A 25797-nucleotide genomic window follows, 5' to 3' on the forward strand; every position below is an offset into this window, starting at 1 on the left:
CACTAATTGTTTTATTTATTTTTTAAGAACTTAATAGACAATTGGAAAAAAAAATAGACGAGGATAATTGCACCAATTGCAAAAATTGAATCGCCAAATGCTCTCAGCCATCTTAATGTTTGCATTGTGCTGGTTTGCAAAAATTCAGCGCTCCTTGCGTACCAGTAACCGTGTTCAACTGAAGCCCAGGTTTGCATTAAACCGACAGGGAGTAAACTAAAGGTAACCATGGCAAATAATCCAAAATTTATCAGCCAGAAAGACCATTTAATTGGTTTTTCATTCCATTCGATATCCGGTCTAATTCCGCGTAGTGAAAATAGCATTAATCCAATTCCGAGCATTCCATAAACTCCAAACAATGCAGCGTGTCCGTGAACAGGAGTAGTATTTAGTCCTTGCATATAATAAAGGGCAATTGGGGGATTAATCATAAACCCGAAAAGTCCTGCTCCCAGCATATTCCAAAAAGCAACCGAGACAAAAAAGTAGATTGCCCATTTATATTTTTTCACCCATTCAGTCGATCTTGAAAGTTTAATATTTTCCCACGCTTCATAACCAACAAACATAAGTGGTACAACCTCAAGAGCGCTGAATACGGAGCCTAATGCCAGCACAATCATTGGAGTTCCGGAAAAATAGAGATGATGAAGTGTGCCAATAATTCCGCCAGAAAGAAAAATTGTTGCTGAAAGTACGGTGGCCTGTCCTGCAGTTTTAATAGATATCAGGTTTAATCTGGCAAATAAAAATGCAATTACAACTGTAGCAAAAACCTCAAAAAATCCTTCGACCCAAAGATGAACTACCCACCAGCGCCAATATTCGGCAATTGCGAGATTTGTATGCTTTCCGTACATCAATGCAGCTCCGTAAAATAAAGCAATAGCAATTGTAGAAATTAAAAATAGAGTAAGAATAGGTTTTTGTTCGTTATTTTTTTTGAGAGCAGGTTTGATTCCACGCCACATCAGGAATAACCACAAAAATAATCCAATTAAAAGTGAAATCTGAAAAAATCTGCCAAGATCAATATATTCATAACCACTATGTCCGAAGTAAAACCAGAAATTTTCAGGCAATAAATGTTTTATACTAAGCCATTCACCTGCCATTGAACCAAGAACAACTACCAGTAAAGCGATAAAAAGAATATTAACGCCTAATTTTTGTCCCTTGGGTTCAACACCACTAACAGCAGGAGCGATGTAAAGACCAGAGGCGAGCCAGGCGGTTGCAATCCAGAAAATCCCTAGCTGAATATGCCAGGTTCGTGTAATTACATATGGAAAAATCTCGGCTATAGGTATTCCATAAAAAGCTCCGCCTTCTACTCCATAATGTGCAGTAACCACTCCTAAAATTATTTGCAGAAGAAAAAGCAATGAAACAATCCAGAAATATTTAATAACAGCTTTTTGAGAAGGTGTTACTGTAGCTCCCAATAGTGGATCTTCTTTTGGAAAATCTTTGTGTTCTACCGTGCCTTTGTTTGCGGCGTAATACCACGCCATTCCACCAATGCCAAGCAACAACAGTATGATACTTACTCCAGTCCAAACAATTGTATCGGGAGTAGGAATATTCTGAATTAATTCTTCGTGAGGCCAATTATTTGTGTAGGTAAAATTTTCATTAGGTCTGTTAGTAGATGCAGCCCATGCGCTCCAGAAAAAGAATGCATTAAGCTTTCTTAGTTTTTCAGGATCACTTAAAGTGTTTTTGGGAATTGCATAATCATCATTCCCATTTGTAAAGACGTTATTAAAGTGCTTAATGTTTTCTTTAATCGCATCATATCTTTCGTTAGCTATTTGAATTTCACCTGTTTGATCATTATACGTGTTTGTTCTATACATCTCTATTAATTTTGCCTTAAGAGATGATTGTTGCTCTGCCGTTAGCTTGCTGAATTCTGTCCCATAATTTTGTGCCGACCAAATATTAAGGACAGTTACCAACTCACGATGGAGCCAATCAGCAGTCCAATCAGGTGCAACATAACTTCCGTGTCCCCAAACCGAACCAGATTCCATTCCACCCATTGCCTGCCATACATTTTGCCCCTCCTGAATATCAGACTTCGTAAAGACTATTTCTCCGTTTTTCGTTACAATTCTTTCCGGTATGGGAGGTTTTTGCTGGTAAATTTTTATACCGATTATACTAAGTACAGTAAAGGATACAATAATCACACTTAAAAAGCTGATCCAATATTTTTTCATAATATCCTCATTTTGTTAAAAATGATTTTGATTGTGCGTGTTATGTTGATTCTCGTTTTTGTCTGTATTAAATAGCTTTTCAACATAATGGATAAAATGAACATAAGCCTCAACAAATTCTCTCCCGGCTTTTATATCATTTACTTTATAATTTTTCTTTAGTTGAACATCATTAAAATACTTTATTACATCCGAATGTTTGGATTTATCTGCATGTTGAAGAATTTCTTCAACTGAACCTTTTTCAATTGCGATGTCTGCAGCTTCAATTCCTTCTTCTGGTCTATAACCTGCGGGTTTTAATCCGGTATAACCAACACCTTCACCCATTCTATGAAGCCTGACAACAGTTTCATAGAAATACATATCAGCTAATTCCAGAGCTTCATTATTAAGTGTTCTGACACGCAATACTTTATCGAAGAGATTTTGGATTTCCGACTCATATTCAGCTTTAATCCAGATTAATACATAATTAATATTACCTGTTTCGAGAGCTTTTTGAGCAGCTTTAACAACTGGACCCTCCATCGAATCACAATGAGCAAAAGTGGAATCTGACAGGATAAAAGTAAACAACGCTAAAAATGATATCATTGCAATTTTTGATTTGAGTATCATAGCAGTATCCTCCTTAATTAATAATTTGATTTTATTTACAAGTACTCTCCAAACAATAGTGCAGTTGGATAGGTAACTTCCTCTTCTATTTTTGCTTGTAGTTTCAATTGTTGAGCTAAATCAACGATATCATTTTTATTTTTTCCCTTTGTTACTTCAACCAATCTATTAAGAGCTATAACAATAGTCTTAGTTCTACGCCACCAATTTGCTTGCATTGGCGAGGTGATTGTAGGTCTCAGCGTGTTTAAATTTTAAGGATAAAGGGATATTAATCTTCATCATATTCTCCTTTTTTTATAGCAGGTTTAAACTATTTCCATTACAAATTAAATTCATTGACTTAGGTCAGAATAGTTTAGTTTGTATAAAGTATTCAATTCACTTACTCTTAAAATGCGGAAAAATCTAAGCTCAATAAATCCTATGACTCATTTATTTAATGTGCGGCTTGCAGGATATTAAAAAGATTATCAGATATTTCTCAAATGTATATCAAAGGATTTTAAATATATCGTTTAAGTATTCTTACTTTATCTTTCAAATTGCTTGATACGGAACCGATTTTCAGTAAATATCAAAACGCATGGTCAACAAACATTTGAATATACATTCCTTCTTTGCCAAAAGAATTATCCAATCTTAATATTAAATTATTCATAAATATTCGAATACCGGCACCGGCACACCATTTCATATCGGAATGCAATGTTGATAATTTCCAATCAGAGGCAACTCTGCCGATTTCTCCAAACAAAGCAAATTGCAGCCAATGAATATTAAGATTTCTTGTTAACCACCACTCGTTGAAAGGATTCCAGGAAATTATTTGTCTATATTCTGCACCATAATAAATTGCAGCGCGATCGTTGAATCTGCCTTCGTAATATGCCCGTAAATGATATCTTCCGCCGAGATAAGCTCCGGTATATGGCGGTGGTCGATGAAATTTTTAATATTGTTTCCATTTTGATCTATTCCGACAATATCATAACTATTCCAAGTAAGTGTGTTAACAGTCCAGAAATCAATAGCTAATACTTTTGGCAGAGAATTTTTATCTGAAAAAATTTCGTGAAGCGGTAAGTACCATCTTAGATCTGCTTCGACAACACTCCAGGGTGCCATAGTATCAAACCATCCAAAATCTCTTCGAAATGCAAATTTCTGGAAGCTCCCTCGTGTAGGATTTACATAATAATCTGTATTCTCTCTTGTAAGCGCAAATTCAATTCCATTTGTAGCAAAAGCCACACGTTTTCTGTAAAAAGGTTTTATATCGATAAATGTCCTTCCACTTAGAAAAGGATTCCAATGAGTCCCGCCCGTTTCTCCCGAGACTAATATTCCGTTTTTAAATTTCGGAGCGAAATAGACTTTATCCTTTCCGTGACCAATTGGAAGCAAAAATCTCACTTTCATTTCGTACCATTGATCGGAACCGCTGACTTCCGCATAATCATTTTCATCGGAATCATTGCTTCCCGCACGTTCTTTTGAAGTTGCTGGGGGAGGTGAACCGGGCGGGTCTTTGTAAACCTTAAGCACGCCAAAGTAACCGCCTAAAATATCCGGCGCAATATATACTCGCGGATAAAACGGTAAATAAAATTCTCTGAATTGAATGAATCCATACTTGGTTCCATTAGTGCTAATTAATCCACCCATATAAAGGGACATATTTTTTTGTGATAATCCCTGAACTCCAACAAACCCGCCGACAGCCCAACCAAATATTTCGCTGTAAAGTGCGAAGGGCAGTGCTGAAATTGTAATGTCATTATTTTTTTGAACGAGAGAATCAATTATAACTTCTTCAATTAAGTCATTATTCAGGAAAGCAAATTCATTTGATTTGCTAATCTCTGATTGACTTTTAACATCGGCATAAAAAAGTGAACTAAATAATAAGAGCAAGAGAGCATTTATTTTTAGTCTATTATTAGCAGTTTGTTTTATCATCATTTTTATTAATTATTTAATCTAAATATTCTAGTTCGTCTATTAAATGATTTGTTCCATTCGTATCCAGGTGTGTAATTGGAGATTCATTCATTAATCTTCGCAATGTATTTTTTAATTTCATCATTTGAATGAAAAGGTCATGTTCAGGTACAACATCTGGCGAATGCATGGGACTCTTAAAGAATAAAGACATCCACTCCTGAATACCTTTCATTCCGCTTCTTTTTGCAAGATCAGCAAATAAAATTAAATCGAGTACAATTGGAGCTGCTAAAATAGAATCACGACACAAGAAATTAATTTTTAATTGCATCGGATATCCCAGCCAACCGAAAATATCAATATTATCCCAGCCCTCCTTATTATCACCACGCGGCGGGTAATAATTAATTCTGACTTTGTGATAATAATTTTCGTATAAATCCGGATATAAATCCGGTTGAAGAATTGAATCAATTACGGATAGTTTGCTTTCTTCTTTTGTTTTAAAGGAACCGGGATCATCCAACACTTCTCCATCTCTATTGCCAAGTATATTTGTTGAAAACCAACCACTTAAACCGAGCAATCTTGTTTTAAGCATAGGAGCTATTACAGTCTTAACCAAAGTTTGACCAGTCTTAAAATCTTTACCTGCAACCGGGACCTCCATTTCATTAGCAAATTCTACTATTGCCGGAGCGTCAACGCTTAAGCTTGGTGAACCATTTATATATGGAGCTCCTTCCGCAATTGCCGCATAAGCATAAAGCATGCTGGGCGAAACATCAGGATGATTATTTTTCATCCCTTCAATAAATGCTTCTTTAGTTTTGTGAACCTCGCTTACCGGTATGAAAGTTTCTGTGCTTGCTGCCCAGATAACAACAACACGTTTAAGTGAATGTAATTCTTTAAAAGTTTTTATATCATCTCTTATTTTCATCATCAGATCGTATTTTGTTTTTCCTTCTTTTACATAAGTGCCTGTTAATCGCTTAACATAATTTTGGTCGAAAACACCTTTCATTGGTTTTAAAGATTTTAATTCTTCTGCAGCATTATTCAAATCTTTTTCATTTAATACTTTTGCATATTCGGCAGCTTCAAAACAGGTTTCATCTCTTATATCCCAGCCACCAAAAATCAGATCATCAATAGCAGCTAGTGGAACAAAATCTTTTATCAATGGGAAATTATTATCGGATCTTTTTCCGATTCTAATTGTACCCATTTGTGTAAGCGAGCCGATTGGCTTTGCCAATCCTTTTCTAATGGCATAGATGCCGGCTAAAAATGTTGTTGATATTGCACCATTTAACCCGACAATTAAAACACCAAGTTTACCATCGGGATTTTCAATCATTTTTGATTCCATTTTTCTCTCTCCTTCTTTAGAATAATGAATATTTATATGACTTTATTTATCGTTTTTAAAATTTCAGGTAACTCCTTAAATGATTTTATAATAAAATCTGCTTTATCATTTTCGTTTTGTTCGTTCCATCCTCTGTTATTTATCCAAATTGTTTTGCAACCAATTAACTTTGCCGGAACAATATCATTGTTGTAAGAATCGCCAATCATAACAGCATTATTGGGATTTACGCCTAATTCATTCAAAGCGAACTGAAAAATTTTTGGATCTGGTTTTCTGAATCCGATTACTGCAGAATCAACAATGAAAGCGAAGTACTTTTTGATTGAAAGTTCTTTTAGAACTATCTCAATATTTCCATAATAATTAGAAATAAGTGCAAGCAAATATTCATTTGAAAGCTGATTTAATATCTCTTTAGTGATTTTCACATTTTCAATTACAGAACTATAACACCAATCTGTTAGTTTGTTAATGTTTTGTGAAAAATCTTCTTTTAACAGATTATTCTTTTTAAAATATTCTAATTGATATGCTATTTGAGATTTAAGAGTTTGCTTTAAGCTGAAATCTGGTTTAATGATATTAGAAATAGTCCGTTCAGAATAAACAAAAGCTTCCCTAAAATTTGCTTTTGTAAGTGGAATATGGAAATGATTATAAAGATCAAAGAATTTTTCACTCCAGTGAATTCCATCAGTATCAAGTGTTCCGCCAAAATCAAATAACAGTGCTTTTTTCATAATCTGTCTCAGTTAATAAATCCGGATTTGCTTTTTTCCCGCTTAGCGCAATGAGAATAATTCCAATTAATATCCAGAAAAGTTCTCGTATTCTATTTACCAATCCCACATAAATACCAAGCGAAGAAGTTATATTTAAAGTTTCTAAAACAAGTATAAGCCCACCTTCGCGGGAACCCAATTCTAAAGGCATAAAGAAAAAAAGATTTATCATAAAAGCGGAAAAAGCATTGATATACAATGCCTCAATAAAAGTTATATTAATTCCAATTGCCTTTAGAATAAACAAATATTCAAGTGATCCAATAATCCGTGAAATAATTTCACTTGATAGTGCTAAATAAAAATTCAGTTTTCGATTTAAATATAGATCTGTTATCTGCTCATCGATTATTTGAATTGATTCTTTTTTATTAAAAAGGGGGACAAAAACTCTATTTATGAAAGGGATTTTTAAAGAGATATTAAATAAAGATTTTACTACCCCTTTTTTGTGGCGTGTGATAAAAAAATATGTTATTACCAAAAACACTATCAGTGCAATTAACAAAGATAGCTTAGTTGCTACTGTAAGGGTTAGTGTAATGAACGCAAGCAAAATAATTAGTATCCAGAAAATAAAAGAAGAAAGAAAGTGAATCATTGAATACAGGATAGTAGAAGAAACCGCCCTACTTGTTCCCAGCTGCGCTTTTAGTTCTGCAATACGATATGGTTCGCCACCCAGTCCAACAAATGGCGTAATGTAATTAATTGCAAATCCGCTGATGGTTAGGGAAAATATTTTATAGAATGGGAAATTATGTTTATTATTTCCAAGTATAAATTTCCAGGCAAGTGCATTAAAAAAATAGACGAAACACCATACACCAATAACGGGAATAAAATACCAGCCGGTTTTATAAAGGTTTGATAAAATATTATTTAATCCGAAATCCCAAACCAGATAAGTAAATATTGTAAGACCGACTAAGAACAATATTATTTTGGATTTTTTACTCATTGTATAATTCTATTGTCTTGTTTTTGCAAGCAGATTGGTAACATTTATCCAGCAAGTAAATTGTGTTGTATGCGTCTTCCAATCCTTTTTTATGAAAATTCTTGTTCTGAACAGATTTTGTAAAATCAGAAAAGAGTTTTATATAAAGATTTGTATAATGGGATTTATCAGAAGCATCGGGCACAGATATTTTTTCACTTTTCTCATTTTTAGTTTTTATGATATAGCTATCGCCATCATAGAAAAGACTTCCACTCTTAGAAATCAGTTTTGCTTCATTTCGGCGGGAGTGATAAGCCCAGCTGAGATTAATTTGTATAATTCCTTGCTGATATTCTAAAATTATTTGAGATGTATCCTCAACCTGATATTGATTGTGCGCAAGATTTTGGTTAACCGTAGTTACCCTTAATGGCTTGCCCAACAACCAGTTTGAAAGGTAGAGATAGTGAAAGCCTGTATCAGACAAAATTCCACCTCCGCTGATTTCCTTATTTAATCTCCACGGCGGAAGATTAACACTCAAACCCGGATCAGCACCTGTTCTGAAAACATTGAATTGGAGAAATATTCTTTCATTATCATTTAATTCATCAACAAAAGATTTGAACTCGCCCCACAGAGGAGAATATTTATATTGATGACAAGGTACGAACAATATATTCTTTTCGATAAGAGTTTTATATAGTTCTGTTGCTTCGGCGTAAGATGTAGTAAATGGTTTTTCACAAATAATATGAATGCCTTTATAAATTGCCCACTCTATAATTTCTTTATGATATTTAGGCGGAGTAGTTATATCAATAAAATTAATCTTCTCGGTTTCAAACATTTTGTCTAATGATTCGTAAAAATTTATTTCGTTATACTCTTTCTTACAGTTTTCTCTTGTGTTAGCATTTGATTCAACCGCAGAAGTTATATCAATACTTGTTTTTAATTCTTCTGATCGAAAAGCTACAAGATGATTTGTTCTTGCTATTTTGCCAAAACCAACTATAGCTCCTTTAAGCATTTGATAATTCCTTTTTACCTTTCACAAACTCAAATAAGTATTTATGAATCTTTTCTTCCTTAATTACAAAGTAGATCAGCACCAGATTGAGTACTATTAATTCAAAAAGAAAATAGTAAAGGATATTGCCCCAAAAGACTGAAATAAACAGAACAATCATTCTTGTATTAGTAGTTAAAATATTCTGATACTTAATCATTGGTTTGTTTAGATTTCTATATTCCTCTTTAAACCATTGCGGGGCGATACCATTAAAACTATCTTCAACATACCTGTAAAGGCTTCTAACATTCTTTGCAAGGATATGTTGTTGACGAATATAATTTATATAAACCCTAAGCAGGAATTTCTTAAAAGGTGCATTTATCCAGGATAGTCTGGAATATGTTTCTTTAACCTCACTAAGATCATCAATATCTTTATTCTTATTTTGAGTGAAATACAAATAGAAGATTCTGTAGTAATCTGCCATTGCACTCTGAAAAGAGTGACTAATTCCGGAAATCAATGCAATCAGTAATATAAACGGTGTTCCACCTTCTATAATAAACCTTGCGGACATATGAAGGTAGATACTTATAAACCATAAATTACCGGCTACCCCATCAAATATTCTACCGTAACGTGAATAAGTATTGGTCATTCGAGCAAGCTGCCCGTCCGCTCCGTCCAGCGCTTCAGCTATTATAAGGAAAATGACGCCAATTATGTTTAAAGTAATATCTTGATAATAAAATAGATTACCTGCAACCACACCAAAAATAACGCTGATAAATGTTACATTATTTGGTGTGAGTCCCAATGACTTCGAAGCAAGAGCCATTGCATAACCCACTCTCCGATAAAATATTTTATCGAGAAATTCTTCAGTATCAGTTGATTTATATGTTGATTCAATTTTTAATTTGTTCAGCCACATAAGTAAATGCTTCCTCCATAATCTGCATACCTTCTTCTGCAATTTCTTTTGTGATGATTAAAGGTGGATAAACTCTTATATCTGCATTATATCCCATTAAAATCAATCCGCGTTTCAGACATTCCTGAAAAACCATTTCGGTATATTTTTTATCAAGTTTTTCTTTTGAATCTTTACCTTTGACAAGTTCAATCCCAATCATTAAACCTTTGCCACGCACATCCCAAATAATCGGAATTCTTGACTTCATCTCGTTAAGTTTTTCGAGCATAAAAGCACCAACTGTTGCAGAATTTTCAACTAAACCTTCTTCAATAATTGTTTTAACGGTAGCATAAGCCGCTGTTGATGCAAATGGATTTCCGCCATAACTGGAGGAACTTCCACTTGGATTACCAAAAGGTTTGGCAAAAATTATTTCTTTGCGAGACATAACTCCGGTTATTGGAAATCCGCCGCCAAATCCTTTTCCAATTGTAATGATATCAGGGATAATATTTTCGTGTTGAGTCCCGAACATTTTTCCTGTTCTTCCAAATCCGGTTATCATTTCATCACAGATTAATAATGCTCCAATATCATCGGCAAGTTTTCTTAATTCTTTTAGATATCCTGGAGCAGGTACAACATTTCCTGCGGTTCCTTGAATTGGCTCTACAATGATTGCAGCTATATTGTTTGTTGTTTCATATCTAATTTTTTTTCTTATGTGATCAACACATTCCCAATTACAACCAGGAAAAGTTTTATTAAATTCACAATGTCTGCAATCAGCATAAGGAGTGGTATAAATTCCTGGTGGTAGAGGACCGAGTTCAAACTTAAAATTATCTCCAAGTAATCCAAGTACACCAACAGTTTTGCCGTGAAATCCATTCCAGAATCCTATAAACTCATTTTTCTTTGTGTATGATTTTGCCATTCTAAGAGCTGCTTCAACAGCTTCAGCGCCGCCGCTGTAAAATTGGCTCCATCTTAAATCACCTATTGCAATTTCAGAAAGAAGTTTGGTAAGCTTGACTCTATTTTCAGAAGTGAAACTGCCAACATGAATTTTATCAAGTTGTTCTTTCATCATTTTGTTGTAAACCGGATGATTGTACCCAAGACTTGCGACACCGACACCTGCAAAAAAATCAATGTACCTGTTACCGTCATCATCATAGACAAAACATCCCTGACCACGTTCAATAGCAATTTTTGAACGTGTCGCAATGGTTTGAATGCCCGGAGCAATGTAGTTCTGCTCTTCATTAAACAATGCCAATGATTTCGGACCGGGAGTTTCTGTAAGAACAGAGGCATATTTGATTTTTCGTTCTACTTCCATATCATCTCTCCACAAAAAAATTATTTATTTTTCTAACAATTAGTTCGGCTATTGAGGAACTTGCTTCTTCGCGTACCGGCGCAAAACTTGGCCAATCATTTATATCAATAATAGAAATAGTTCCATCTCGCGAAATAATTGCGTCGCCTCCATATACATCCAACCCGATTGCCCCGGCTGATTCATTGCCCAATTCTCTAAGCAGATTTATATCAAAAGGATTATGATTTATGCCATTTAAATAAAACCAATGGAAAAAATTCGTATTAGCCACTGAATAAAATTTGACTACATCGCCATCGAGATGCTCTTGTAATACTACTTTTTGTATTCCTCTTCGTGCAAATTCCGAAATAATATTTTCTTTCTCTTCTTCTGAATAAACTATTGTTACATCTTCCCGATGCACAGCGTGAACATCTCCTCTTTTTATCCAGATTTTACGACTATTAAAATCCTTAAATTTTATTTTTTCCTTTTCTTCCACTTTAATTACAAAGCTTTTGGGAAAAGGGATTCCGTTTTCAGGAAGTATTCTGACCATATTAACTCTGTAACTATTGATTGAACCTTGCGGTGAATTAATTATCAGCCGACCTTCTTTTTCGAGCTCTTTTAATTTTAGAGTGCTTTCCATTCCCTGCGCCATAGAAAATATAATAGATTCTTTAATATCTATATAGGTCAAATCCTGCTCTTCATAAATAGTAATATCAAATCCCTTATCATTTAGTTTTTCAACTGTGCGCAGAAATATCTTTGTATCATTACTTATGTGATTTGGTGAATAAGCTACATGTCTTCTAATGCCAGCAATTTTTATCATTTTTTTGCCTCTTAATTTCCACTATTTATTAGCTTGTCATAGATTAATTCTGCTATAAATTTTGCCGCTTTATTCCGTACAGGGGCAAAGCTAGGCCAATCGTTTACATCGATTATTGTAATTTTCCCTGAGTCGGATACAATAGCATCGCCACCGAATATTTCCAGTCCTAGTGCATCTGCTGACCTAGCAGCATACTCTTTCAATTTATCTTCATCTACATTTATTTTATTATCTCTATTGTAGAAATAGTATTCAAAAAAATCAGTGTTTTTAACAGCATAGAATTTTAGAACTTCCCCCTCAATGTGTTCTTGTAAAATAGCAGAAGTAATTCCACGATATCCAAATTCCTTTAAAATATTTATTTTTTCTTCGTTACTGAATACTGCCGTTACATCTTCTTTATGTATAGCATGAATATCGCCTCTTTTTATCCATACTTTTGTAGTACCAATATTTTCAAAATCGTAACTTTCTAAATAATCGAGAGTGCCAGCAATCGTCAAAGGAAAAGGAATACCAGCTTCTTTAAGCAACTTTGACATATTAATTCTATGACATTTAAGTACTGTTAGAGATGGATTAATAACAATTTTCCCTTCTAATTCTGCTTTAAGTAATTTTTTTAATACTTGAGTGCCTCTTGCCATCGAAAAAATTAGGTTTTCTTTTAAATTCTTACCCGTTTCTATCTCTTCTTCGTTGTAAATATTTACTTCAACTCCAAGTTTATTAAGCTCCTCGACAGTCTTCATAAATATGAGTGAGTCGTTCTCTATATGATTGGGGGAAAATTCTCTGCTTCTTTTAATACCGGCAATCCTTTCCATAACTATTTTCCTATTTATTAAAAGACCGATATATGAAAATATTTTTCAGGGTTTATTTTAATATCTTTAACGAGATTAGCAAGCTGGTCTAACAGTTTAACTAACTTTTCAAAACCTTCCGGGTTGTTGAGAATACCACCTGCTATTGTAGAATCGCTATTGAGAGATGAGGTGATTTTCTCAAGATTGCCCGTAATATCATTAAGATTATTATAAATTGAATCATTCTTAATTAATTTCCCCAGCGTACCCCTGCCTGAACTCAATGAACTGGAAATATTTTGCAAATTATCAACGAGTGATTTAAGGCTTGCATACAGGCTGTCTTCATTAATAAAACGACTGAATGTGTTGTTACCGTTATTGAGTTTGGATGTTATAGCGTTTAGTTCTTTTAATGTTGAATTCAAATTTTTCGTAGTTTCGATTCCAAATAATAACCCCGAAAGTTTATTTTGACCATTTAATGAATCTGTTACAGTTGCAATATTAGCAGTAATTTTTTCAATGTTATTAACAATTGGCACAATCTTATCCGCTATATTATCGAAGGAGACTGATTCCTTTACTTGTATAAATTCACCTTCTTGAAGAGGTCTTTCATTCTGATTTCCTAATGATATGTTGATTAATTTATCACCTAATAATCCACTTGTTTCAATTTTAGCATAAGAATTAACAGTAATCCGGGATTTGTATTTCTCAAGAACTGCGAGTCGCAGCAATACTAGATTATTATCTCCAAATGTTGTGAACTCAATTTTATCAATTGTTCCGACTTTTAATCCTCCCAGATAAATTTTACTCCCCTCGATTAAACCGTTGGTATTCTTTACGTACATATTCAGAGTATATGTTTTCGAGAAGTAATAGCCTTCCGTTCCTACCAGTATTATAAAAACGAAAAATATTACCAGTCCGGCGAAAATAGTATAACCGACTTTTAAGCTTTGATTTTTTTTCCCATTTCTTATCATCTTTTAAACTCCGAGAGAAACTCTATTGGACAATAATTGTTTTCTTTTCATAAAGAATTGATTTACAAAAGGATTATTCGAGTTCAGAATTTTTTGAAGGTCTCCTTCGTCAACTACTTCTCCTTGATTAATCATTATAAACTTATCACCTATTTCTATTGCATCGTCAACAATATGTGTAACTATTACAGACGTAGCGTTTTTAAGTTTTAATTTATCAATCATTTCAAGAACCGAAGCGGTATTAATCGGGTCGAGTCCCGTGGTTGGTTCATCAAAGAGAATAATTTTAGGATTGAAAGCAAGGGCGCGTGCTATGGCAACTCTTTTTTTCATTCCACCGCTCAATTCTTCAGGATACAAATTTTCTGTGCCTGTAAGATTTACAAACGAAAGGAGTTCTTCGATTTTAATTTTTAATTCTTTTTCGGAATATTTTCTTTTATCCGGTAAAAAATAAAGGATGTTTTCTGCTACTGTTAAAGCGTCGAAAAGCGCATTCCCCTGAAAAACCATTCCGATATTTTTCCTTAATTCCAACAATTCACTATCGTTCATTTCATTGATGCTTCTACCTTCAAAAATTACGTCTCCTTCATCGGGAAGCCATAATCCAAGTATTACTTTTAGTATAGAACTCTTGCCTGCACCACTTGGTCCCATTATTACTGTATTTTTTCCCTTTTCAATCGTAAGGGAGACGTCCCTCAATATTCTGTTATTGTTTATTTCTAATGAAACATTTTTCAATTCAACCATAATTTTATAATAACTCCCAGACTACTTTAGTAAAGATGAAATCAAGAACTAATATGATTGCCGACGAATAGACAACAGCATTAATTGTATTTTTACCCAGACCAGTTGTACCGCCTTTAGTGGTTAATCCAAAGTAACAGCTTATTGTTGCTATAAAAAATCCAAAGAAGAACGGCTTTATGAATCCAACGAACAGGTCTTTCATTTTAAGAGATATAACCGCTGTATGCCAGAATGTATTTAGGTCGCTGTTGAACGTTTGATTTGATACTAGCATACCGCCCAGAATTCCTACAAGGTCTGCTATCAATGTGAGAGGTAGAAACATTGCAAGAGCAGCTGCAGTACGTGGAATTACAAGTTTTTCGACAGGACTAACACCGAATGCTTTTAACGCATCAATCTGCTCGCTTAATTGCATTGCCCCCAGTTCAGATGTATTTTTTGCGCCTGTTCTTGCGGCAAGTAATAATCCTGTAATTACAGGTCCCAGTTCACGAACCATGCCTAAAGATACAGTCTTCGCAATCCAGCTTGTTGCTCCGAATGTTTCAAGTTGATGACCGGTTTCAATTGCAAGAATTACACCGGTAAACAATCCACCTAAAAAAATTAGGTAAAATGATTTCGTACCAATTAAGTACATTTCCTCAATCGTTTCGCCCCAGTAATCTCTGATTTTAGAAAAGCCAACGGTTATTTCTTTTACTAAAAAAGAATATTCCTGCAAACCAGCAATCATTTTTTGAAAACGTGTCAATTTAATTTTTCTCCTGAGTTTTAGCATTGTGATCAGATAAAAATTCCTCGGCTGTTTTAATATCACTTACATGATCTACATCAACAATTTTTGAAAATGGGAGAGCATACAATCGAAAATCTTTTTGAATTAGAAACCTTAGAAAGTTTCTTAATCTGATAACTCCAGAGTTCATAGCTTCTTCAATCTCTTTTTGAATATTTTTTTTAAACAAATACAAACCGCCTGTTACAAATTCATAACCGTTATTCGAATCATTAAAGTTTATTATCCTATCGTTTTCGTCTATGTCTGCATACAATGGTTTTTCGTCATCGATAAAATCTGTTACAGCAATTACCCCATCGGCATCTTTTAAATTCATTCCATAATTCACAAACGATTTAAATTCTGACTCTAGAAATACTGAATCAGAAGTAGTTAGTAGAAATGGCGTTGATAATAATCTACTTAATTGATATAAACTGTGGAATGAACTTTGTGTTGATTTCACTATTAAATTCAACGGGTAATTTGTATAATTTTCTTTTAAGAATCTTTCCAGCTCCTTCGATTCTTCACGAATAATACATACTATAGAGTCGAATCCATTTATAAGTGTCATATCAATTATTCTCTTAATTAAAGGAACACCGTTAATTTTCACGAGTGGTTTTGGAATAGTAATTCCTTCTTCTTTTAATCTAAGCCCTTCCCCAGCAGCTATAATTGCTAAATCCATAATATTTATCTCTTTATGTTGATATTATTACTCATTTTACAAAACAAAAATAACTTCCACATAGTGAATATTTAATCCGGGATTCTTTTGATATAACCCGGCATTTGAAATATGTTCAAGTCTATATCCTAAAATAATTTTTTTGTTAGGTGAAACATTTACTGCGATATGACTTTTAAAATTAAGCGTTCCACCGAGATCAAAATTGTTAAATATATGATTAGTCGTTAAGCTGGGTTTGAGACCAGTTGAAACAGAGAAAATATTCTTATAGTTAATTAAATTTAATGTTGGACCCATTGAAAACATCAAAGAACTATTTGTTTTCTCTCTTATCATTCCAAACGCAATTTCAAAAGAAATATTTAACGGAGCAAAAATATTATCCATCAATGAATATACCGGTGGTGCAGTATGTAAAAAGATTTCAAACACTGATAAGTCCAAATCTTTTTTATGCGTATTATTTATCCCCGTTCTTATGCCATACTCTATACCTTGTGCAAAGCTCTCGGTTATAATTGTTATACCGAGTGAAAAAATCATAATTGATGTAAGTATATTTGAAAAACCTATCTTCATTTCATTATTAAAGTTTTTCTAACTTTAAAACGCTTCTTGTATTGTAAAATAAACGTAAGTGCCTTCGCGTGATTGAGCAACATCCAACCGAACATTTAAATGTTCGTCTCTATCCAACAAGTATCTTAGTCCGAGCCCTCCCGAAATCTTTAAATCATTGAATGTGAATTTTTTAATTTCCGGAAAAACCTGCCCAATACTAAAGAATGCCGATGCTCCAATACGCCATAATAATGGTCTTCTATATTCAACTTGAGAAGCCCACAAATTTTTATCTAAATATTTTCCCATTGGGTAGCCGCGCATCATTTGGTGATTGCCTAATTTGGGCAGCATTTGAATCGGAACATCACCAGCAGTACCGTTATATATTGTATTAAAAGCAATAACCTGTCCCTTTGCAATAGTCAAATAATGTCTTCCATCAAAATCGAATCGAAAAAAGTTAACATCCCCACCAAGAAATTTTCTATAGAACAGAATCTTACAATCTCCATAGATCCCTTTTGTTGGGAAAAACAAACTATCTCTATAATCAAGAACAAATCCTACTCCGGCGCCAGATGTGGTTACGCCTAAGGCCCCGAGTAAGTTTCCAGTTTCTATAATTCCGCCTGGTACATATTCAGCGATTGAAAATTTTTCAAACCAGAAATATGGACCAATAAAGAAATGTTTTTCTACTGCAATAATAAAATCAACTTTTATTCTATACTGGTTATAAGTTACATCTTCTTTAACTTTGGTTGCTGGATCGGGTCCTATTCCCCAAAATTCATCCGGTGTCCTGAAGTAAGAAATATCAAGGTCGAACCTGTAATCATTATCGCCAAAATATCTGTTTACGCGTATGCTACCCTGAACCTGTTTTTTTGTAGAATATGTACCAAATCCACCGACAATATCAGGGAATCTATTTGAATTACCTCTGTCTGGGTTATTGTAATATAGAAATGCTGCGCCAAAAGCATATCCGGTATTTGGCAAATAAAAAATTACAGGCACTGGATAGAAACCATCCCTGCTTACTTTCACATTCTCATCCAGCGATTGCGAATAAATTATTCCCACTTCTAATAAGAAAAAAACAAATATTTTTGATAACGATTTTATTAACATAATATTTAATAATTCTTTTTCAATTTGCTAACCGTTTAGACTTCCGTCAAATTACTTTCCAAAAATTTCTTTTTTGTCTAAGGGCTTTAACACCGGTTTTTCGATATTTTAAAATCTAATTTTTTGCTGATCATTTAGTTGATCTTTAATTTCATCTATCAAATCTTCTATCTTCGAAGCGCGTTTATCGTGCCCTCGCTTTACTCTGATTTTTTCAAAGAATCCGGGTTCATCATCGTTTTTAACGCGTTCTTTTATTTGTTAAATAATTTTTTTGTCTTCTTCTATGGTTGCCTTTATTCTTTCAATTTTTGGAACGATTACTTTAATTTGTTCCTGGCTAAGTTCTAAATAATCTTTTACTTTTTCCGAATCAAGCAATGAAATTTTGTTTTGCGGAAAAGTGAAGTTTGAAAATGTTAGCATTGCAAACATTATAGCAATTATTTTATTTCTCATCTGAATGACCTTTATCTATTTGTTTAACATTATTTGATTATTTGTTTTTGATCGTTCGCTTTTCCAGACCAAGAGTAAAATTACAATCCATACAATTACACGAATAATCATTGCTTGCACGCTATGCATTGCAACAACATTACTTAAAAGGTATAGTGCAATTACAGTTACAAGAACAATCGAGTGCATTATTAACACAATTTTTGTATAAGTAAAAGCTTTTTTGTGATTAAACCATATTGCGACACCAGCTGAGAGTCAGACAATTCCCATAATAACATTATAGATTAACACTGGTGTAAAAACTGTATAATCCTGAATTGTAATTCCAAGTAATACTTTTGAGCCTTCTACAATTGTCATAAGACTAAAAAGGATTGCAATGATTGCTGAAATAATTCTAATTGATTTATTCAATGTCTACCTTTATGATTAACTATAATTTAAAAACATCATTTACTTATAATTAAATATTATACCTGATATAAATTCTAAGTGCAGAATTTGCATCAGATGTATTTGGAAAATATTTGTAATCACCATAGCGTTCATACAATAAATAATCCAACCCAAGCGCTGTCTGAGCAAATAAATTGTAACTTATACCAAAATTAAAAAGTCCGACAAACTCTTCACTTTCTGCACCACTTAAAGTGTGAATCCAATATCGTTTATAGTTCGTGTAAACTTCACCAATATTCTTGACTTTTAAAGCAAGCCCTATTTTACCGCTTGCACCAGGACCTATGTTATAATCTTTTCCATACTCGCTTGAATATTGAGAATTTGTGCCGCCCATAAGAATAGCAGATAAACCAAGATAATTTTGCATTGCCACTGAAGGACTGAGTTCTATTCTGTTTATTATTTGTCCGGTGACACTTGTAGCGGAAAGTTTGTAGACAGTATTGATGTGAATATCTACTTCTTTGTAAACGCCAATTATATTTTTTGAAGTGTTAAAGAGTTTAATATTATTATCCCACAGAACACCGCTGGCAAGAATTACAACTATATTATCGTCTTGTGTTATATTGATTTCAATATGCAATGAAAAGTAGTCGAATGGTTTTTGATGTTGTGAAACTGAAAATTCATCTCCATAATTCAGATCTGCTCTAAGTGCGAGATATGACTTACTATCATTAAACTTACTACCAAAAAAAACATTATGAACTCCGGTTGAGACAACCACACTAAAATTGTCTCTTTTCCGGGGCAATCCTGTTTTCCACATGTCACCTCTAATCATTCTATTCAATCCTTGCATTGGGTCAATTAAAATTGAGGTGAATTCACGAATAACTCTTTCAAGTCCGACTGCACTTTCATCAATAATTAAATTAGAAACACGAAAAGAAATCTCACCAAGAATAATTCCTGTTACGGGTGTGTTTACAATATCGTTATAAGAAGGCCGTTCGTTTTCGTAAAAGTATTCCCAGGTCAAACTTCCAAAAAAAGCATAAGGTGCTGACTCCCAGAATGTAAGTCCGTTTGATCTTGCTGTATTATAATAATTAGCACCGTGATATGGATGCCAAAACTGATTTATCAAATAGCCATCATAATCCCAGACAAATCCGTTTTTGAAATTATTTTTTATCGATTCCCAACTGATTGCTGCCCAATTCTGCCTGCTTAGATACCTCTGATATCCCCAGACAGCAAAATTTAATCCAACAACTTCAACTGCTGGCAGCCAGTAATTTTTTTTAACATCAGAACTTAAAGTAGATGTTGAATCGTTTTCAACCTTCGTTTGATCATCAGATAAACCGGAAGGAAGAAACTTAGTATCATTAAGCTGCGCAGATAAGTTTTGACTTAAAAAAATAATTGTAAAAAATATTTTGTATAAATTGTTATTCATTCTGTTCCTGTTTTTTATTTTACCTATCTTTAATAAAGCCGGCTGTACAACGCAACCGGCTTTTACCAAAAGAATCTTTAGCAAATTAAAAATAGAATCTTGCTGTTAACTCCGTTTTCGTATTCATTAACACATCGGTTTCTTCTTTTGGAATATCTCGGGAAAGTTGAAAATCAAAACCGAGATTTTGTTTAATACCAACACTGAATTTTTCGAATAAGAAATAATCCGCGCCAAATATTAAACCAACTTTTACACTGTTTTTGGGATCCGGTTCTACAGCATAATAACCAGCATCCTGGTTTATACCGTATAATGCTTGTAAGCCAAGATATGGTGAAACCTTATCGACATTAAAATGATACGAACCAGCTAAACCAAATCTTAAGTTGTAACCATCTACTTTTGTTTCGCCTAACGGTGCATCTTCACCTAAGAATTTAAGATCAGCTCCAACGATAAAATCCATTGAGAAATTATCTGAAGCATAGTACTTGAACATTAAATTTGGTGATGAAGATATGTTATCTAATCCAACACCAAATTTTCCTGCTCTGCTCGATTGAGCGAATAGACTTGTGCCTGTAAGTAAAAGCACAACTGTTAATAATAATGATTTTGTTTTCATTGTATCACTCCTTTGATTATTTATTATATTTATTTAATTACTCAGACAGCCCCGTCGTGAACTGTCTGATTGTTGAATATTTATTCATCGTTGTCTTCATCAGTTAAAAACCTAATGAGTAGAATTGATACATCTGGTTTCCCAATTATATCGTGATCAACCAGAGGGTCAAGTGTTATGAAAGTATCAGGTAAAAGTTTAATCGTATCTGTTTGGTTTTCAGTTTTTATCAACATATCACCTTCGCCTGCAATACATTGAATTGTTATCGGTTCAGGTACGCTGTGCCACCTTAGATTTCTCCCGTTGCGCAATGTAAGCTGAACAATCTTTCTTCTCTCGCCTTCAAATAACATTTTTATTTCTTTGTCTTTACCAGAATTAATTTCATTTTTAATATCAAGCACCTTATAATGATCTTTTGTTTGTGCATTTGTATCATTAAGAAATAGTGCTGATGCAAAGAAAAAGCTAATCACAATGAATGAGATTGTTTTTAATAGATTCTGTTGTACTTTTTTCATAATACTGTTTTCCTCAATTTATTATTCTATTTTCTTACTAAATCTGTTAGCGCTCAGAACTAAAATTGATACTCCCATTGCAAAAAGAATTAATGTCTCGAGCCAAAGCGATGAAAAGCCAATTCCTTTCAACACTACTCCACGGATTATTGTAATAAAATATCTTAATGGTATTGCATAAGTTATGTACTGGAAAAACTGAGGCATATTTTCTATCGGGAATGCAAAGCCAGACAGATAAATCATCGGCATCATCAAAGCAAAAACAGAAGCCATCATTGCTTGCTGTTGTGTTTTGGAAACGGTTGAAATAAATAATCCGATTCCAAGATTTGATAAGATGAAAAGAAATGCCGCAAAAAGCAGATAAAGAACATTTCCTCTAACAGAAATTCCAAACCACTGAGTCATTATAATCATTACAATTACAAGGATCACAAATCCGATCATTGTAAATGGAATTAACTTACCAAGTAGCAGTTGATATTTTTTAATCGGAGTTACAATTAACTGTTCCATAGTTCCAATTTCTCTTTCTCTTACTATTGCCATCGACATCAAGGATATGGTAGAAATCATTAAAACTAATCCTAAGATTCCCGGAACCATAAATATCCTTGATTTCATTTCCGGATTATACCACACTCTTACTTCTGGCGTAAGAGAACCGCTGAGTGATATTTTCATTCCCAATTTGTCTTTAGTATCTACTATAAGATTCTGAGAAAATTTTGTTGTAACACCTTGTATGTAACCAAGTGCCATTGAAGCTTTGCTTGCATCCGACCCTTCAAATAAAGTTTGAACCGGTGTTGTTTCGCGGCGATTTATTTTTTTCTCAAAATCTTTTGGAATCACAATAGCGACGAGCGTTTTTCCGTTCTCCAGCAAATCAGTTATTTCCTCATAACTTTTTACATAGTAATCAATCTGGAAATATCCTGTCTCTACCAGCCTTTCTATATAATTACGACTTGTTTCGGTTTTATCCAGATCATAAATGGTTGTGTGAACAATATCAACATCCATATTTGCAGCATAACCAAGAAATATTAGCTGCAGAATAGGAGCCATAAAAATTATTACAAGCATCTTTTTATCTCTCTTTACTTGCAATAGTTCTTTGATAATAAAATGATAGATTGTTTTCATATTAGTCTTTTCCTTTCGATCTTTGATCAACAATGACTGCAAGTGTAATAAAGATGGTTCCGAAAATTCCAAGGTAGAATAGCTGCTCCCAGAAAGCTGAAATTCCTGCACCCCTTAAAAGAATTGCTCTTAAAATCACAACATAAAATTTTGCCGGCGTAACATTTGTTAACACTTGAATTGCTGTAGGCATCGTTTCAATAGGGAAAATAAATCCAGAAAGAATAAATGAAGGAAGCAATGAAGTAACATTTGCTGCCTGGAATGCTACTTGCTGTGAATCTGCAACTGTTGATATAAAAATTCCTAATCCTAATGCTGCAAATAAAAATGTGAGTGTTCCGAATAGCAGCAAGAACAAATTACCTTTAATTACAATTCCAAATAAGAAGTAACCTGCAACAAGAACTATTACTGCATTAATTAAAGAAATAAAAATGTATGGAATCGTCTTACCAAGAATAAACTCAAAAGATGAAAGTGGAGAAACATTTATTTGTTCTATTGTTCCTCTTTCTTTTTCTCGTACAATTGAAAGTGAAATTGAGATTACTGCAGTAACAATCAAAATCATTCCCATTAAACCGGGAATAAGGAATTTTGTTGATTGCAGTTCCGGATTAAACCAAAAGCGCGGCTGTAAATCTATTGGTACATATAAATTCTTACCTGTAACAGCCAGATATTCTTTTGTTAACTTAATTGAGTAGCTGTAAGTAGCTGCATTAACATAATTTTGAATTGCACTGGCTGTTGTTCCGTCAACTCCATCAATAAGATATTGTACTTTTACATCTTGCTTTGATAATAATTTGCGAGATAAATCATTTGGAAAAACAACAACTGCCTGAACAATTTTTTCATCCAACAATCTTTTAATTTCATTTTCATCCTGAACATAAGTTACAAGGTCAAAATATTCAGAGCTGATGAGTCCATTAACATATTCTCTTGTGTAATCAGATTTATCAAGATCATAAACAGCAATCTTAATATGCTTAACATCAAAATTGATTGCATATCCAAAAATTATCAGAAGGACAATCGGGAAGAAAAAAATGATAAACAACATTCTGGTATCTCTTCTTAACTGCTTGATTTCTTTTTTAGCAATTGCAAATATTCTGTTTAACATTTTATTTGTTTCCCTTTTCAATTAGATGAATAAATACATCTTCAAGCGTTGGAACGATCCTATCAACACGCTTTACAGCTATACCATTTTGTTCCTGCAGCAAGTGAATAATATTTTGTTCTGTTATTGTATTGTCATTTAAGATTACGTGAATGTAATTTCCAAAGATTGATGTTTCGCCGACCCATTTTTCTTTTTCTAAAAATTCCAGACTTTCAACTGTACGTTCAGTTTCAATTTCCAGAATAGGATTTTTTATATAATTTGTTTTAAGTTGCTTTGAGTTGCCCTGAGCAACGATTTTACCTGCATTAATAAGAATAATATCATTACAAAATTCAGCTTCATCCAGATAATGAGTTGTTACTAAAACGGTTGTACCAGCGGCAGATAAATCATTAATTAAATCCCAAAAATTTCTTCGTGATATTGGATCAACACCGCTTGTAGGTTCATCAAGAAAAACAATTTTGGGTTCGTGGATTACAGCAGTGCCAAGTGCCAATCTTTGTTTTATTCCTCCGGGTAGAGAAGCAGTAAGAACATTTTCCATATTTTCAAGATTAGCGACTTTCAAAACCCATTCTTTTCTTTCCTGATATTTCTTACCATCAAGACCATAAACCCCTGCATAGAATCGGATGTTTTCTGCAACTGTTAAATCATTATAGAGTGAAAACTTTTGTGACATATAACCAATATTTTTTTTCACCAATTCCGGTTCCTTCATAATGCTATAACCACCAACCAGAGCATCGCCGGAAGTTGGTTCTAATACACCAATCAACATTCTTATTGTTGTAGATTTACCGGCTCCGTTGGCGCCAAGGAAACCGAAAATATCTCCTTGCTTTACTGTGAAGTTCACATTATCAACTGCAGTAAAGCTGCCGAATTTTTTAGTTAGATTATTTACTTCTATGGCTTTCATCAGTAAATCCTTCTCCCAAGTGATTTCTCAAGTCTTACCTTTGCTAATTGATAATCAACTTCTGCAGTTTTCAAATTAGTTTCTGCTTGAAGTTTTAAAGTCTCGGCATCAATTAAATCAGTGCTTGTTGCTAATTGCAGATTGTACTTTTCGGCAGTTATTCGATAATTCTCTGATGCCTGTTCTAAAGCAATTTTATTTACTTTAACTTTTTCTTCAGTCTTTAATAAGTTCAAATAATTTGAATGGACTTCCATCTGAATATTTTCTTTAAGCTGATCATAATTTGTTTCAAGTTGAATTTTTGTTTGTTCAGCTTGTGAAACCTGAGATGAAGTTAGACCCCAGTTCCAAACATCCCAGCTAAGTGTAACGCCAACATCCCAGTTATAATTAAACTCATCCTTTGCCGGTAGAAATCTTGGGTTGGGATTACTGTAATAATAATTGCCGCTTAAATAAATTGATGGCAGCCAGTTTGACTTTGCAGCGCTAATTCCTTCCTCACTGCTTTGTACACGATAAGCTAAGGATTTTAATTCTTGTCTGTTGTTTAATGCTTCATTTAAAATTTCAGATAAATCATAATTAACATTTTCTAATGATGTTTCTGCACCCGATACTTTTATTTGTGAATCAAGTTCAATTCCGAGTGCTTTATTTAATGCAATTCGTGCTATCTTTAAATTGTTCTCCGCTTCGATAAGCATTAATTTTGTGTTTGAATATTTGACTTCAAGTTTCAACAGATCATTATTAGGCACTAATCCCTGTTCATAAAAATTACGCGTATCTTTTAGGTGACTTTCAATCTGCTTTAATGTATGCTCAATCACATCTCTTATTTCACTTGCTTTATAATAATTCCAGTATGCGCTGTAAATATTAAATGCAGCTTCATTCGCATCTTTTGAATAATCACTTTCAGATGCTTGCAGATTATACTTTGCCGCACTTCTTGAAGATAGAAGTTTAAAGCCGGTGAAAAGAGGTTGAGTGAAACCAAATTTAAAAGTGTAATTGTTGTAAAGCGGCTCTGATATTCTAATTGTACTCGGGAAAAGAGGAGATGAAAACTCAAAAGCCGGAATGTTATCACTCAAGCGTGTATAATTACCAAATAACTTAAACTGCGGCAGAAACTGGCTATTTATTTCAGAGAGTTTTGCCTCAGAAAAATTTATTCTTGATTGTGAAATTTTTAAGTCTTTGCTGTTCTGCAATCCAATTTCCAGACATTCTTTCAGTGTCAGAATTCTTTCTTGCGCAAATAATGAACTTGCAAAGAGAATTAAGATTAATATTTTTTTCATTTCAATTTCCTTTTTATTTTTCTA

The 25797-nt window shown here is 33.5% G+C and carries 26 protein-coding genes; all 26 read right to left on the minus strand.

Annotated features, from left to right (window positions below; genetic code table 11):
* Positions 1–11: 11 nt before the first annotated feature.
* The 26 genes from ACOYVE_RS05015 to ACOYVE_RS05140 all read right to left on the minus strand — a co-directional run bounded on the left by ACOYVE_RS05015 (position 12) and on the right by ACOYVE_RS05140 (position 25773).
* On the minus strand, positions 12–2228 hold the full coding sequence (locus ACOYVE_RS05015) for a nitric-oxide reductase large subunit (protein ID WP_422881076.1): 2217 nt from the start codon (positions 2226–2228) through the stop codon (positions 12–14).
* A gap of 15 nt (positions 2229–2243) precedes the next feature.
* Positions 2244–2849, minus strand: a complete 606-nt coding sequence (locus tag ACOYVE_RS05020) for a DUF6448 family protein (protein ID WP_422881077.1) — start codon at positions 2847–2849, stop codon at positions 2244–2246.
* 35 nt (positions 2850–2884) lie between these two features.
* Positions 2885–3067, minus strand: coding sequence for a hypothetical protein (locus ACOYVE_RS05025; RefSeq protein WP_422881079.1), 183 nt, complete (start codon positions 3065–3067; stop codon positions 2885–2887).
* Between the two features lie 607 nt (positions 3068–3674).
* Complete coding sequence (locus ACOYVE_RS05030) at positions 3675–4814, minus strand: hypothetical protein (protein ID WP_422881081.1); 1140 nt, start codon at positions 4812–4814, stop codon at positions 3675–3677.
* A 13-nt stretch (positions 4815–4827) separates the two neighbouring features.
* A complete protein-coding gene (locus tag ACOYVE_RS05035) occupies positions 4828–6171 on the minus strand; it encodes an inositol-3-phosphate synthase (protein ID WP_422881083.1) in 1344 nt (447 codons plus the stop codon).
* Positions 6172–6203: 32 nt separating this feature from the next.
* On the minus strand, positions 6204–6914 hold the full coding sequence (locus ACOYVE_RS05040; protein ID WP_422881084.1) for an HAD family hydrolase: 711 nt from the start codon (positions 6912–6914) through the stop codon (positions 6204–6206).
* Positions 6892–7917, minus strand: coding sequence for a lysylphosphatidylglycerol synthase transmembrane domain-containing protein (locus ACOYVE_RS05045; RefSeq protein WP_422881085.1), 1026 nt, complete (start codon positions 7915–7917; stop codon positions 6892–6894). The genes ACOYVE_RS05040 and ACOYVE_RS05045 overlap by 23 nt, the downstream gene beginning before the upstream one ends.
* On the minus strand, positions 7910–8932 hold the full coding sequence (locus ACOYVE_RS05050; RefSeq protein WP_422881087.1) for a Gfo/Idh/MocA family protein: 1023 nt from the start codon (positions 8930–8932) through the stop codon (positions 7910–7912). The genes ACOYVE_RS05045 and ACOYVE_RS05050 overlap by 8 nt, the downstream gene beginning before the upstream one ends.
* Complete coding sequence (locus ACOYVE_RS05055; RefSeq protein ID WP_422881089.1) at positions 8925–9851, minus strand: CDP-alcohol phosphatidyltransferase family protein; 927 nt, start codon at positions 9849–9851, stop codon at positions 8925–8927. Before ACOYVE_RS05055 ends, ACOYVE_RS05050 begins: the two co-directional genes overlap by 8 nt.
* Positions 9826–11181, minus strand: a complete 1356-nt coding sequence (locus ACOYVE_RS05060) for an aspartate aminotransferase family protein (protein WP_422881091.1) — start codon at positions 11179–11181, stop codon at positions 9826–9828. Before ACOYVE_RS05060 ends, ACOYVE_RS05055 begins: the two co-directional genes overlap by 26 nt.
* A 1-nt stretch (position 11182) precedes the next feature.
* On the minus strand, positions 11183–12007 hold the full coding sequence (locus tag ACOYVE_RS05065; RefSeq protein ID WP_422881093.1) for a hypothetical protein: 825 nt from the start codon (positions 12005–12007) through the stop codon (positions 11183–11185).
* 11 nt (positions 12008–12018) lie between these two features.
* Positions 12019–12840 carry a hypothetical protein gene (locus ACOYVE_RS05070; protein ID WP_422881095.1) on the minus strand — a complete coding sequence of 274 codons (822 nt, stop codon included), beginning with the start codon at positions 12838–12840 and terminating at the stop codon, positions 12019–12021.
* A 17-nt stretch (positions 12841–12857) separates the two neighbouring features.
* Positions 12858–13817: an MlaD family protein gene (locus ACOYVE_RS05075; protein WP_422881097.1), complete on the minus strand. Its 960-nt coding sequence runs from the start codon at positions 13815–13817 to the stop codon at positions 12858–12860.
* 3 nt (positions 13818–13820) lie between these two features.
* Positions 13821–14576: an ABC transporter ATP-binding protein gene (locus ACOYVE_RS05080; RefSeq protein ID WP_422881098.1), complete on the minus strand. Its 756-nt coding sequence runs from the start codon at positions 14574–14576 to the stop codon at positions 13821–13823.
* Positions 14577–14580: 4 nt separating this feature from the next.
* Entirely contained in the window at positions 14581–15336 is a 756-nt protein-coding gene (locus ACOYVE_RS05085) for an MlaE family ABC transporter permease (RefSeq protein WP_422881100.1), read from the minus strand.
* 1 nt (position 15337) lies between these two features.
* A complete protein-coding gene (locus tag ACOYVE_RS05090) occupies positions 15338–16057 on the minus strand; it encodes a sugar phosphate nucleotidyltransferase (RefSeq protein ID WP_422881102.1) in 720 nt (239 codons plus the stop codon).
* Between the two features lie 36 nt (positions 16058–16093).
* Complete coding sequence (locus ACOYVE_RS05095; protein WP_422881104.1) at positions 16094–16639, minus strand: acyloxyacyl hydrolase; 546 nt, start codon at positions 16637–16639, stop codon at positions 16094–16096.
* A 24-nt stretch (positions 16640–16663) separates the two neighbouring features.
* Positions 16664–17758, minus strand: a complete 1095-nt coding sequence (locus ACOYVE_RS05100; protein ID WP_422881106.1) for a BamA/TamA family outer membrane protein — start codon at positions 17756–17758, stop codon at positions 16664–16666.
* Between the two features lie 261 nt (positions 17759–18019).
* Positions 18020–18217: a hypothetical protein gene (locus ACOYVE_RS05105; RefSeq protein ID WP_422881107.1), complete on the minus strand. Its 198-nt coding sequence runs from the start codon at positions 18215–18217 to the stop codon at positions 18020–18022.
* Between the two features lie 466 nt (positions 18218–18683).
* Positions 18684–20090 carry a DUF3943 domain-containing protein gene (locus ACOYVE_RS05110; protein WP_422881108.1) on the minus strand — a complete coding sequence of 469 codons (1407 nt, stop codon included), beginning with the start codon at positions 20088–20090 and terminating at the stop codon, positions 18684–18686.
* A gap of 85 nt (positions 20091–20175) precedes the next feature.
* On the minus strand, positions 20176–20718 hold the full coding sequence (locus ACOYVE_RS05115; protein ID WP_422881109.1) for a hypothetical protein: 543 nt from the start codon (positions 20716–20718) through the stop codon (positions 20176–20178).
* 80 nt (positions 20719–20798) lie between these two features.
* Positions 20799–21242 carry a hypothetical protein gene (locus tag ACOYVE_RS05120; RefSeq protein ID WP_422881110.1) on the minus strand — a complete coding sequence of 148 codons (444 nt, stop codon included), beginning with the start codon at positions 21240–21242 and terminating at the stop codon, positions 20799–20801.
* A gap of 21 nt (positions 21243–21263) precedes the next feature.
* On the minus strand, positions 21264–22394 hold the full coding sequence (locus ACOYVE_RS05125; protein ID WP_422881111.1) for an ABC transporter permease: 1131 nt from the start codon (positions 22392–22394) through the stop codon (positions 21264–21266).
* Position 22395: 1 nt separating this feature from the next.
* Positions 22396–23529 carry an ABC transporter permease gene (locus ACOYVE_RS05130; RefSeq protein ID WP_422881112.1) on the minus strand — a complete coding sequence of 378 codons (1134 nt, stop codon included), beginning with the start codon at positions 23527–23529 and terminating at the stop codon, positions 22396–22398.
* Between the two features lies 1 nt (position 23530).
* Positions 23531–24460 carry an ATP-binding cassette domain-containing protein gene (locus ACOYVE_RS05135; RefSeq protein WP_422881114.1) on the minus strand — a complete coding sequence of 310 codons (930 nt, stop codon included), beginning with the start codon at positions 24458–24460 and terminating at the stop codon, positions 23531–23533.
* Positions 24460–25773 (minus strand): TolC family protein, encoded by a 1314-nt coding sequence (locus ACOYVE_RS05140; protein WP_422881116.1) that lies wholly within the window; start codon positions 25771–25773, stop codon positions 24460–24462. Before ACOYVE_RS05140 ends, ACOYVE_RS05135 begins: the two co-directional genes overlap by 1 nt.
* Positions 25774–25797: the final 24 nt, after the last annotated feature.

It is taken from the genome of Melioribacter sp., assembly GCF_049325435.1.
Lineage (GTDB): Bacteria > Bacteroidota > Ignavibacteria > Ignavibacteriales > Melioribacteraceae > Melioribacter > Melioribacter roseus.